Origin of the sequence: Actinoplanes sp. M2I2 (assembly GCF_023544445.1) — a bacterium.
Taxonomy (GTDB): Bacteria; Actinomycetota; Actinomycetes; order Mycobacteriales; family Micromonosporaceae; genus Actinoplanes.
On the sequence record NZ_JALPVJ010000001.1, the window covers coordinates 346,031 to 358,525 of the forward strand.

8 protein-coding genes and 1 pseudogene are annotated in these 12,495 nt (G+C 73.8%); all 9 read left to right on the forward strand.

What is annotated here, in order from left to right:
- Positions 1–344 precede the first annotated feature (344 nt).
- Positions 345–1,115 (forward strand): annotated as a pseudogene (locus HJC40_RS01740) (hypothetical protein); the annotation flags it as partial.
- Between the two features lie 259 nt (positions 1,116–1,374).
- Entirely contained in the window at positions 1,375–3,165 is a 1,791-nt protein-coding gene (locus tag HJC40_RS01745; protein ID WP_249998207.1) for a DNA polymerase Y family protein, read from the forward strand.
- A gap of 8 nt (positions 3,166–3,173) precedes the next feature.
- Positions 3,174–6,539 (forward strand): error-prone DNA polymerase, encoded by a 3,366-nt coding sequence (locus HJC40_RS01750; RefSeq protein ID WP_249997818.1) that lies wholly within the window; start codon positions 3,174–3,176, stop codon positions 6,537–6,539.
- Positions 6,540–6,574: 35 nt separating this feature from the next.
- Entirely contained in the window at positions 6,575–6,967 is a 393-nt protein-coding gene (locus HJC40_RS01755; protein WP_249997819.1) for an SSI family serine proteinase inhibitor, read from the forward strand.
- A gap of 32 nt (positions 6,968–6,999) precedes the next feature.
- Positions 7,000–7,746, forward strand: coding sequence for a methyltransferase domain-containing protein (locus HJC40_RS01760; RefSeq protein WP_249997820.1), 747 nt, complete (start codon positions 7,000–7,002; stop codon positions 7,744–7,746).
- Positions 7,743–8,921, forward strand: a complete 1,179-nt coding sequence (locus HJC40_RS01765; RefSeq protein WP_249997821.1) for an alkaline phosphatase family protein — start codon at positions 7,743–7,745, stop codon at positions 8,919–8,921. The genes HJC40_RS01760 and HJC40_RS01765 overlap by 4 nt, the downstream gene beginning before the upstream one ends.
- A 114-nt stretch (positions 8,922–9,035) precedes the next feature.
- A complete protein-coding gene (gene dinB / locus HJC40_RS01770) occupies positions 9,036–10,331 on the forward strand; it encodes a DNA polymerase IV (RefSeq protein WP_249997822.1) in 1,296 nt (431 codons plus the stop codon).
- A 100-nt stretch (positions 10,332–10,431) separates the two neighbouring features.
- Positions 10,432–10,818, forward strand: a complete 387-nt coding sequence (locus HJC40_RS01775) for a DUF3040 domain-containing protein (protein ID WP_221376132.1) — start codon at positions 10,432–10,434, stop codon at positions 10,816–10,818.
- A 494-nt stretch (positions 10,819–11,312) separates the two neighbouring features.
- On the forward strand, positions 11,313–11,762 hold the full coding sequence (locus HJC40_RS01780) for an STAS domain-containing protein (RefSeq protein WP_249997823.1): 450 nt from the start codon (positions 11,313–11,315) through the stop codon (positions 11,760–11,762).
- The last annotated feature ends 733 nt before the right edge of the window (positions 11,763–12,495 follow it).

Genomic DNA, 12,495 nt, shown 5'->3' on the forward strand with positions numbered 1-12,495 from the left:
CGGCCCGTGCCTTGGCTGCACGTGCCTGGCGGCCGTGCCTGGCGGCCGTGCCTGGCGGCCGTGCCTGGCGGCCGTGCCTGGCGGCCGTGCCCCGGCGGCCGTGCCCCGGCGGCCGTGCCCCGGCGGCCGTGCCCCGGCGGCCGTGCCCGGCGGCTCGTGTTCACGCAGTCAGTGTTTTGCGCAGTCAGTGTTTGCGCAGCTTGTGCTTTCGCGCAGCCCGCCAGCCGGTGAGGGCTGGTGAGGACTTGGTTGAGGAGGAGACGGAGGGGCTGAGGAGGGAGGCCGGCGTGGGAGCGGCTCAGGGTGGGCAGAGCGGGAAACCGAGCGACAGGGTGAGGCAGCACATGGCGGGACGCATGATCAGCGGTGCGGCCGCCCTGGCCGAACTGGTTCGGACGGCGGGTGAGACCGAGACAGCGGGCCTGCACCGGACGCTGCCGGTGGCGCCCGAGCTGAGCTCGCTGTTGCCGGGGCACGGGCTGCGCCGCGGCAGCACCGTGGCGGTGGCCGCCGGGCGGTCGGCCACCGCTGCCGGTGGGACGTCCCTGCTGCTGGCGTTGCTGTCCGAGGCCTCCCGGCAGGGGTCCTGGTGCGCGGTGGTCGGCGTACCGTCGCTGGGCGCGATCGCCGCCGCCGAGAGCGGCATCGTCCTCGACCGGCTGGCTCTGGTGCCTGACCCGGGGCCGGAGTGGCCCACGGTGGTGGCCGCCCTGATCGACGGGGTCGACCTCATCGTCCTGGCCGTGCCCGGTGGTGTCTCCGCCTCGATCGCCTCGCGCCTGGTGGCCCGGGCCCGTCAGCGCGGCAGCGTCCTGGTTCCGTACGGCGACTGGTCCGGCGCCGACGTGACCCTGAGCGTTCTCGACGCCCACTGGGAGGGCCTCGACGAGGGGCACGGCCGTCTGCGCCGCCGCCGGGTGCGGGTGCTGGCCCGGGGCCGGGGCGCCGCGGCCCGCCCCAAGGAGGTCACCATGTGGATGCCGGGCGTGACGATCCGCCCGCTGACCCCGCCGCCTCCGGCTCCCGACCGGGCCCCGCTGGTCGAGTCCACCGTGGACCGGACCGCTCGTCCCCAGCTCACCTCCGTCCCCACCGGCGACTCGCCGCCGTCCCCGTCCCCGGCGGCAAGATCGGACCGTTCGGGATCACCCGCGTCGGCGGCGGCGGGATCGGATCGTTCAGGGTCGCCCGCGTCGGCGGCGGCGGGATCGGATCGTTCGGAGCCGCCCGCGTTCCCGGCGGCGAGATCAGACCGTTCGGGGCCGGCCGCGGGCCTGTCGTCCGCGGCCTCGGCAGCCCCGGGTCGTTCGGGCCGGCTTGCCTCTGTGCCGGCGGTGAGGTGAGGTGGCGGGCGGGACGGCCGGCGCGCGGACCATGCTGCTCTGGTGCCCGGACTGGCCGGTCATCGCGGCCGAGATCGTGCTGGGGCTGCCGGCCGCGCAGCCGGTCGCCGTGGTGCACGGGAACCGGGTGATCGCCTGCTCGGAGACGGCGCGGCAGGAGGGCGTACGCCGGGGGTTGCGGCGGCGGGAAGCGCAGAGCCGATGCCCGCGGCTCACCGTCGTCGAGCACGACCCGGGGCGGGACGCGCGGGCCTTCGAGCCGGTCGTCGGGGCCGTCGAGGAGGTCGCGGTCGGCGTCGAGGTGATCCGGCCGGGGGCCCTGGCGTTCGCCGCGCGCGGGCCGTCCCGGTACTTCGGCGGGGAGGAGGCGGCCGCCGAGCGGATCGTCGAGCAGGTCGCGCAGGCCTGCGAGGTGGAGAGTCAGGTCGGCATCGCCGAGGGGGTGTTCGCGGCGGGGCTCGCGGCCCGCGGCGGCCGGGTGATCCCGCCCGGCGGGACGCCGGCCTTTTTGCGGGCCCAGCCGATCGAAGCGATCGAGCGGCCCGAGCTGACCGACCTGCTCAAACGGCTCGGCCTCAAGACGCTGGGGGACTTCGCGGCGCTGCCGGCCGGTGACGTGCTGGCCCGGTTCGGCTTCGACGGCGCGCTGGTCCACCGGCTCGCCGCCGGGTTCGACCACCGGCCGCTCGCGGTCCGCCGGCCGCCGCCCGACCTCGAGGTCTCCGAGACCTACGACGAACCGCTGGAACGGGTGGACGTGGCCGCGTTCGCCGGTCGCGCGCTGGCCGAGCGGCTGCATGACAAGCTCGCCGCGTACGGGCTGGCCTGCACCCGGCTCGGGATCGAGGCGGTCACCGCGAACGGCCAGGAGTTGCACCGCGTCTGGCGGCACGACGGCACGCTCACCGCCGCGGCCATCGCCGAGCGGGTCCGCTGGCAACTCGACGGCTGGCTCACCGGCGCCCGCCGCGGCGCCCCGGCCCGCCCCACCGCCGGTCTCGTGCGTCTGCGCCTCATCCCCGACGGCGTACTCGTCCATCTCGGACTGCAGCCGGGCCTCTGGGGTGACGCCGGCGCCGATCGCGAGCGCGCCCACCGGGCCTTCAGCCGCGTGCAGGGTCTGCTCGGCCCCGAGTCGGTGGTCACCCCGGTGTTCGGCGGTGGCCGCAACGCCGACGACCAGATCCGCCTGGTTCCCTGGGGCGACGAACGCGACCCGCACCGCCCGGCGGCCCCGCACGCCGACCCGGTTCCGGGCATCGAGACCCACCCGGTGCTGCCCCCGCACGTCCAGCCCGCCCTCACGTTCACCGAGCCGGGCGATCCGGACCTCGTTCCCGGCGTACGGGATGAGCTCGCCCCCGTACGGGAACGCCGCGCGCAGGAGGAAACGCGGCCGAGGCCGGCCGCGCACCCGGAGCCGGACACCGTGACCGTGGTGGCGGTGCCGCCGGGTGGCCGGCGTCGTCAGCGGACAGCCAAGCCGCCGGTCCGGCCGCCCTGGCCCGGCCGGCTGCCCAGGCCGGCCCCCGCTCTGGTGCTGACCCGGCCGCTCCCGGCGGTGGTCCTCGACCGGGACGGCGAGCCGGTGGGGGTGAGCGCGCGTCTCGAGCTCACCGGCAGCCCCGCGGCCCTGATCGTCGAACGTGCCCGGCCCGTCGCCATCACCGGGTGGGCCGGGCCGTGGCCGGTCGAGGAGCGCTGGTGGGACCCGGCCGAGTCGCGCCGCCGGGCCCGGTTCCAGGTGGTGCTGGCGGACGGCCGGGCCTTCCTGCTGAGCCTGGCCGCCGGCCACTGGGCCGTGGACGCCCTTTATGACTAGGAGACGGTGTGGGCTTTCATAACCCCAAGATGTCCTGGGCGGACCTGGAGAAGACGCTCACCGGGGGCGGCGGGGACGCGAAGGAGCAGCGGCACCTGCAGCCGGTCGTCGATCCGCTCGCCGTCGACGGTGACGGCGGGGACTCGCCGGCCTGGTCACGCAAGCGGCAACCCTACGAGGCGCCCGCCCTGGTGCGGCGCGAGCACGTCACCCCGTACGCGGAACTCCACTGTCACTCCAACTTCAGCTTTCTCGACGGCGCCAGCCACCCGGAGGAGCTGGCCGAGGAGGCCGCCCGCCTCGGGCTGAACGGCCTGGCCGTCACCGACCACGACGGCTTCTACGGCGTGGTCCGGTTCTCCCAGGCGGCCCGCGAGCTGGGCCTGCCCACGATCTTCGGCGCCGAGCTGTCGCTCGACCTGAGCAAGCCGCAGAACGGCGAAGCCGACCCCGAGGGCCGCCACCTGCTCGCCCTGGCGCACGGTCACGAGGGGTACGCCCGGCTGGCCAGCGTCGTCTCCCGGGGTCAGCTCGCCGGTGGGGAGAAGGGCAAGCCCGAGTACGGGGACCTGGAGCATCTCGCCGAGACGCTGCGCGACCACGTGCTGATCCTCACCGGCTGCCGTAAGGGGCCGGTCCCCAAGGCGCTGGCCACCGGGGGCCTCGACGCCGCGGCGGCCGAGCTCGACCGCCTGGTCGCCCTGTTCGGCCGGCCCAACGTCGCGGTCGAGCTGACCTCGCACGGCGACCCGTACGACGACGACCGCAACGACGCCCTGCACGCGCTGGCCCGGAGCCGCCGCCTCGAGGTCGTCGCCACCAACAACGTGCACTACGCGACCCCGGCCCGGCGCCGGCTCGCCACCGCGCTGGCCGCCGTCCGCTCGCGCCGCAGCCTCGACGAGATGGACGGCTGGCTGCCCGCGGCCGGCACCGCCCACCTGCGCGGCGGTGACGAGATGGCCCGCCGGTTCGCCGCCTGGCCGGGTGCGGTCGAGGCGGCCGCGATGTTCGGCGAGGACCTCGCGTTCGACCTGCAGCTGATCGCCCCGAGGCTGCCCGACTTCACGATCCCCGAGCCGGGGCACACCGAGATGTCCTGGCTGCGCGAGCTCACCATGCGCGGCGCGCGCGACCGGTACGGCCCGCCGCAGGCGCATCCCCGGGCCTACGAGCAGCTCGAGTACGAGCTCCGGATGATCGAGGAGCTGGGCTTCCCCGGCTACTTCCTGGTCGTCTACGACATCGTCCAGTTCTGCCGTGACCAGGGCATCTACGCCCAGGGCCGGGGGAGCGCGGCCAACTCCGCGGTCTGTTACGCGCTGCGTATCACCAATGTGGACGCGGTCGCGCACAACCTGCTCTTCGAGCGGTTCCTGGCCCCGGAGCGCGACGGCCCGCCCGACATCGACGTCGACATCGAGTCGGACCGGCGTGAGGAGGTCATCCAGCACGTCTACGAGCTGCACGGCCGCGAGCACACCGCCCAGGTCGCCAATGTCATCTCGTACCGGCCGCGTTCGGCGGTGCGCGACATGGCCAAGGCGTTCGGGTTCTCGCCGGGTCAGCAGGACGCCTGGAGCAAGCAGATCGACCGGTGGGGCAGCGTGGCCACGGTCGACGTCGAGGACATCCCGGCCCAGGTGGTCGAGTTCGCCAACCAGGTGCAGGACTTCCCCCGCCACCTGGGCATCCACTCGGGCGGCATGGTGATCTGCGACCGCCCGATCATCGAGGTCTGCCCGGTGGAGTGGGGGCGCATGCCGGGCCGCACGGTGCTGCAGTGGGACAAGGACGACTGCGCCGCGATCGAGCTGGTCAAGTTCGACCTGCTGGGCCTGGGCATGTTGTCGGCGCTGCGGTACGCGTACGAGATGATCGAATCGGATCTGGACATCTCCACCATGGACCTGACCGACGCCGAGGTCTACGACATGCTCTGCCGGGCCGATTCGGTGGGCGTCTTCCAGGTGGAGAGCCGTGCCCAGATGGCGACCCTGCCCCGGCTCAAGCCGCGCGTGTTCTACGACCTGGTGGTGGAGGTCGCGCTGATCCGGCCGGGCCCGATCCAGGGCGGCTCGGTCCACCCGTTCATCCGGCGCAAGAACGGTCTGGAGCCGATCACCTATCCCCATCCGCTGATGCGCAACGCGCTTGAGAAGACGCTCGGCGTGCCGCTCTTCCAGGAGCAGCTCATGCAGCTCGCGATCGACGTGGCCGGCTTCGACCCGGCCGAGGCCGATCAGTTGCGCCGGGCGATGGGCTCGAAGAGGTCGGTCGAGAAGATGGAGAGGATCAAGAAGCGGCTGTACGAGGGGATGGCCGCCAACGGGATCACCGGGGAGCTGGCCGACGACCTCTTCACCAAGCTCTCCGCCTTCGCCAACTACGGCTTCCCGGAGAGCCACTCGATGAGCTTCGCCTATCTGGTGTACGCCAGCGCGTGGCTGAAGCGGTACCACCCGGCCGCCTTCTGCGCGGCCCTGCTCAACGCCCAGCCGATGGGCTTCTACTCGCCGCAGTCGCTGGTCGACGACGCCCGCCGGCACGGTGTCGAGGTGCGCCGGCCCGACATCAACCTGAGCGACGCCAAGGCCACCCTGGAGTCGACGCCGAAGACCCGGTGGGGCGCGCTTCCGGGGGAGCCGCCGCACGCGTGGGGCCTCGGCGGCCCGGCTGTCCGGCAGGGGCTGGCCAGCATCCGCACGCTCGGCGAGGACCTGGCCGGACGGATCGAGCAGGATCGGCGCGCGAACGGGCCGTACCGGGGCATGGCCGACCTTTCCCGGCGTACGGGCTGTTCCACCACCCACCTGGAGGCGCTCGCCACGGCCGACGCCTTCGCGAGTTTCGGCCTCACCCGGCGGGAGGCGCTCTGGGCGGCCGGGGCGGCTTCGCAGGACCGGCCCGACCGGCTGCCCGGCACGGTGACCGGCACCGACGCGCCGATGCTGCCCGGCCTGAGCGCGGTCGACGAGCTGGTCGCCGACGTCTGGGCCACCGGGTTGTCGCCCGAGACGCACCCGGCCCAGTTCCTGCGGGCCGGCCTCGACCAGGTGGGCGCCCTGCCGATCGCCCAGGTGGGCCGGGTCGAGGCCGGCACCCGCATCCGGGTGGGCGGGATCGTGACCCACCGGCAGCGACCGGCGACCGCGGGCGGGGTGACGTTCGTGAACCTGGAGGACGAGACCGGGATGCTCAACGTGACCTGCTCGCCGGGGCTGTGGCAGCGCTATCGGCGGGTGGCCCGCACCAGCTCGGCGCTGATCGTGCGGGGCCGGCTCGAGAAGGCCGAGGGGGTGCTCAACCTGGTGGCGGACCGGCTCGAGGCGCTCACCCCACCGGTGTCGCCGGCCTCGCGGGACTTCCGCTGAACATTCCTTTCGCCCGATTTTGTACCTTTAGTGGCATGCTCCCAGTTCTGCTTGCCGCCACGCTCACCGCGCTGATCGGCCCCGTGCCCGATCCCAAGCCGACGTACGGGTCGGCGCCGCGCCCCACCACCCGCAGCGAAGTCACACTGAGCTACCTCGCCGACGCCGGTTTCGCGATGGCGGTCAAGCTCACCTGCGACCCACCCGGCGGCGGTCACCCGCGCGCGGTGCAGGCCTGCGCCACGCTCGAGCAGGTCGACGCCGACCCCGGCCGGATCCCGCGCACGTCGACCGCCTGCATCCTGCTCTACAAGCCGATCACCGCCACGCTGAGCGGCACGTGGCAGGGCCGCGACGTCAGCTGGACCCACCGGTTCGGCAACAGCTGCGAGATGCGCCGCGCCACCGGGGTCCTGTTCCGGTTCTGAGACCCGCACCCGCCTGCCGTTACTCTGCCCCTGTGGACAACGCATCGACGCGGACCGCGCGCCCGCTCGTCTCCGCCCGCACCGCCGCCGTCTGGGCGGTGCTGGGCCGTGAGCTGGAACGGCACGCCGGCCGGGAGCTGACCGTGCTGGACGTCGGCGGCGGCACCGGCGGCTTCGCCGTCCCGCTGGCCGAGGCCGGACACGCCGTCACCGTCGTGGACGCCAGCCCGGACGCGCTGGCCGCGCTCACCCGGCGGGCCGCCGACGCCGGAGTCGCCGGCCGGATCCGGGCCGTGCAGGGCGACGGCGACGCGCTGGCCGGCCTGATCGCTCCGGACAGCGTCGACCTGATCCTGTGCCATGCCGTGCTCGAGGTCGTCGACGACCCGGCCGGCGTGGTCGCGGCCATGGCCACGGCGCTGCGTCCCGGCGGCGCGGTCAGTGTGCTGGTGGCGGGCCGGGCGGCGGCCATCCTGGGCCGGGCGATCAACGGGCATCTGCGAGCGGCCGGCGCGGTGGCGGCCGATCCCGAGGGCCGGGCCGGCGCGCGCGACACCCTGCGCCGGCGCTACGACGCCGCGACCGCGACCGACCTGCTGGACGCGGCCGGGCTGACGATCGAGCAGACCCATGGCGTACGGGTCCTGGCCGATCTGCTGCCGGCCGCCGTCGTCGAGGAGGACCCGCAGGCGCTGCTCGAGCTCGAGCTGGAGCTGTCGTCCCGGCCGCCGTTCCGCGACATCGCCTCCCAGCTGCACCTCTTCGCCCGCAAGCCGTGACCGCCGAGCCGCTGGTCGTGCCGGCCGACCAGCTGCCCGCCTCGGCGTTCGAGCCGGTGCGGCCGGCGTACGGCTCGGGCAGCCTCGCCGACGTGCTGCCCAGCGTCTCGGCGCTGCTGGGCGTGCCCGGCGCGTCCGACCCCCTCGGCCTGCGGGACGAACTGGACGGCGTCACCCGCGTCGCCGTGCTGCTCGTCGACGGGCTCGGCGCCCACCAACTGCCGCTGATCACCCCGTACGCCCCGGTTCTGGCCGGCCTGGCCGCCCGTGGCCGGACGCTGACCGCGGGTTTCCCGTCCACCACTCCGGTCAGCCTGGTCACTCTCGGCACCGGCGTGCCGACGGGCGCGCACGGCATCCTCGGCTTCACCACGCGGCGACCGGACGGGCGGGTGCTCAACCACATCCAGTGGAAGCACGACCCCGACCCGGCGGCCTGGCAACCGGTCCCGACCCGCTTCGAGCTCGCGGCGGCGGCCGGGGTCGCGGCGACCGCGGTGAGCCGGCCCGAGTTCGAGGGCAGCGGCCTGACCGTCGCGGCCTACCGCGGCGCTCACTACACACCGGCAGGCGGTGATGCCCTCGCCGACCGGATGCTGGCGGCGCTCGAGGCGGCGACCGGACCGGCGCTGGTCTACGGCTATCACCCCGACCTCGACCATCACGGCCACGGCGACGGCGTCGACTCCCCGGCCTGGCGCACCGCCGCCCGGGGTGTCGAGGCGCTGCTCGACCGGCTCGTGCACGGCCTGCCCCCGCGATCGGCGCTGCTCGTCGTGGCCGACCACGGCCAGCTCAATGTTCCGCTGGACGCACGTTTCGACATGGCGGACATTCCGGCACTGCGCGACGGGATCGTGGGCGTCGCCGGGGAGCCCCGCGTCCGCTATCTCTACGCCGCGCCCGGCGCCCTCGACGACGTGGTCGCCGCCTGGAAGGGCGTGCTCGGCGACGCGGCCTGGGTGCTCACCCGCGACGAGGCGATCGACGGCGGCTGGTACGGCCCGGTGCCGGCCGACCACCGCGGCCGGATCGGCGACGTGGTGATCATCTGTCAGGGCCGGGCGATCGCGCTGGCCGGTGGCTGGGAGCCGCCGACGATCGGCCGGCTGATCGCCTTCCACGCCTCGGTCACCGCCGCCGAGATGGAGATCCCGCTGCTCATCGCCCGCTGACCAGCCCTTTTCCCGGTCCGGGTCTCTGTCGGGCTGGGGGATGGGTCGGCGCGGAAAGGCGCGCTGGGCTGCGGTGATCCGGTTTTGTCGGGGGGTCGGGCTAACCTCCCTGACGTGGGACGCAGCCAGGCGGTGCCGAAAGGACGCGACCCGCGTTTCGGCCCGGGCGCCGACGACGCGGGCTGCTCGATCCTGCACGTCGACATGGACGCGTTCTTCGCCTCGGTGGCCGTGCGGTCGCAGCCCGAGCTGCGCGGCCAGCCGGTGATCGTGGGTGGTGTCGGCCCGCGCGGCGTGGTCAGCTCGGCCAGCTACGAGGCCCGCCGCTTCGGGGTGCGCAGCGCCATGCCGACCGCCCGGGCCCGCGCGCTCTGCCCCCGGGGAGTCTTCCTGCCCGTCGACGGTCCGGCCATCGGCGCCGCCTCCCGGGCCGTCATGGCGATCTTCCGGGACGTCACGCCGCTGGTCGAGCCGCTCTCGTCCGACGAGGCGTTCCTCGACGTGGCCGGCGCCCAGCGCCTGCTCGGCCGCCCGACCGAGATCGCCCACCTGATCCGCCGGCGCATGCGCGACGAGCAGGATCTGACCTGCTCGGTGGGCGTCGCGCCGACCAAGTTCGTGGCCAAGCTCGGCTCGACCCGGGCCAAGCCCGACGGCGTGATCGTCGTGCCGGGGCCCCTCGTCCTCGACTTCCTCCACCCGTTGCCGGTCGACACGCTCTGGGGTGTCGGTGAGCGGGCCGCCGAGTCGCTGCGCCGCCTGGGCCTCACCACGGTCGGCGAGATCGCGCACGCCCCGCTCGGCATGCTGCGCGGCGCCGTGGGCGAGGCCGCCGCCACCCACCTGCACGAGCTCTCCTGGGGCCGCGACCCGCGCCGGGTCAGCACCGAGCGCGAGGAGAAGTCGATCGGCGCCGAGATGACCTTCGACGTCGACATCGCCGACCCTCAGCTCATCCGCCGGAGCCTGCTCGCCCTGGCCGACAAGGTCGGCGCCCGGCTGCGCTCGGCCGGCGTCGTGGGCCGCACGGTGGCGATCAAGGTGCGTCTGGCCGACTTCCGGACGGTCAACCGCTCCCGCACGGTGCACACGAGCACCGATGTCGCCCGGGAGATCTTTGAGATTTCCTGGTCGCTCTTCACCGCGCTGGGCGCGAGCGAGCATATTCGCCTCGTCGGGGTCCGCGTCGAGGGCCTCACCGCCACGGCCACCACATCGCGGCAGCTCAGCCTGGGTGAGCCCGAGCGCGGCTGGCGTGAGGCCGAGGCCGCGCGCGACGCCGTCATCGCCCGTTTCGGTCCCGGCGGTCTCGGTCCAGCCAGTCTTTTGGGACGAAGCGACCTGCGCAGAACCGAAAATCACCCGCACTCGACGGTCGTCCCGCTTTCCGACCCGCCAACCCCCTCGTAGACTTGCTCGGTAAGGCAGCCGACGGCTGTCCCGCGCCACTTACCTCAGTGACACCCCGACCCCGCCTGGGGGGTTGGATCTGCGCCCGGGGAGGAATGCCGTGCCGCTCTCGGAGCACGAGCAGCGGCTGTTCGATCAGATCGAGCGGTCGCTTGCCGAGGACCCTAAGTTCGCCTCGGCTGTGCGGGCCAGCGACCCGCGTTTTCACGCGCGACGCCGGCTCCTCGTCGCCGCGTTCGTCATCGTGCTCGGCCTAGCGCTGGTCGTCTATGGCACGGTCAGCCGGACAACGCCGCTGGGCGTCGCGGGCTTCGTCGTCATGCTCGGCGCGGCCGCTTTCGCGATGCAGTCCCGGCGCAAGGGTTCGGCTCCCGACCTGCAGGCCGTGGGCGGCACCGCCACGCGTCGCACACGCCAGACCCGCAAGTCCGGCTTCCTCGATCGCCTGGAGGATCGCTGGCGCCAGCGCCCCGAGGGACATCGCTGACCGGCTGACGGACCGCGGCTGACAGCCACAAGGGAAGCCGCGGCCCTCGCACAAGCTCTTTGATGGCGGCCACCGGCCGCCATCAGGCTTTCCTGTGTCCTCCACGCCCGCAGCACCGTGGTTGGTCGCCTCGCCGCCCGCGCAGCGCCTTGGTCGGTCGTCTTTGCGCCCGCGCACTGCTGGTTGGTCGTCCTGGGGCCCGAGCAGTGCTGGTTGGTCGTCTTGGCGCGCGCAGTGCCGGTTGGTCGTCCTGGCGCCCGCGCAATGTCGGTCGCCCTCGTGCTCGCGCATTGCCGGTCGCCCTGGTGCCTGCACTGTGCCGGTGGGTCGCCCTCGCGGCCGCGTGGAGTGGGTCGGTCGTCTTCGCGTCCACGACGGTCCGTGTGGTCGGTCGCCTTCGTTCCCGCATGATTTTTGACGGTCCGGGGAACGGAAAGAGAGAACCAGGCCGGCTCACCGACATCGGGAGCATGGACATGACTGGACCTTCATCCGTGGGCGATGTCGCGATCATCGCCTCCGACGGCCGCAATGCGCTGCTGTCCGCGCGGGGGGACTTCGACCGGGACAACCGCGCGATGCTGATTGCCCTGGTCGAGGCGGCTTTCCTCGACGGGCACGAAGCGGTCGCGCTGGACGTCGCCCGGGTCACCTTCATAGACGCGTCGGTCGTCAATGCCCTGCTCGCCTGCTCAAGGGATGCGCAGGCCCAGCGGCGCAGCCTCAGCGTGCTCAACTGCAACCCACTGATCGAACGGATCCTGGTCGCCACCGGCACCTACACCGCCCTGTGCGGTCGTCGCCGCGACGGTGACTGCGGAACGGCCGGGTTCGCCGGCGAGCCGGGTTCCCGGTTCGCCCCCATGACCGGTCGGGCCCGCGAGTCGCTCGCCATCCCGCGGCGGGCGGCCCCAACGGCCCCAGCGCGGTCGCAGCAGCGGTGACAAGAGGCCGCATAACGGGCTGGCCCCCGACCTGACGCGACCCTGATCGCTACGTCTGACCCCGGATCAGCGAGGTCGCTCCCGGAAACGGCGAGGCAGTCGCTGGGCACAGCGGGGTCGTTCCTGGGAAAAGCCATGCCCTCGGGACAGCGAGGCAGCTCCCTGGAGCAGCGAGGCAACTCCAGGGACAGCGAAGCAGCCCCTTGGGCAGCGCTGCAGCTCTCGGAACAGTGCGGCAGTCCTCGGGACGGCCATGCCCTCGGAACAGCGAAGCAGCCCCTTGGGCAGCGCTGCAGCTCTCGGAACAGTGCGGCAGTCCTCGGGACGGCCATGCCCTCGGAACAGCGAAGCAGCCCCTTGGGCAGCGCTGCAGCTCTCGGAACAGTGCGGCAGCCCTCGGAGCGGCTAAGCCTTCGCGGCGCCGGTGTCCTTGGGACAGTGCGGCAGTCCTCGGGACAGCGATGCTCGCAGACAGCGGTTCTGGCGGGACAGCGAATCCCGCAGACGGCGGTACTGGCGGGACGGCGGTGGCTGGCGGGACGGCGGTGCTGGCGGGACAGCGAATCCCGCAGACGGCGGTGCTGGCGGGACGGCGGTGCTGGCGGGACGGGCTGGCGGGACGGCCGTGGCCCCCGGGACGGCGGTGGCTGGCGGGACGGCCGTGGCCCCCGGGACGGCGGTGGCTGGCGGGGCGGCGGTGGCCCCTGCAACGGCGACGGCGCCTGGAACGGCG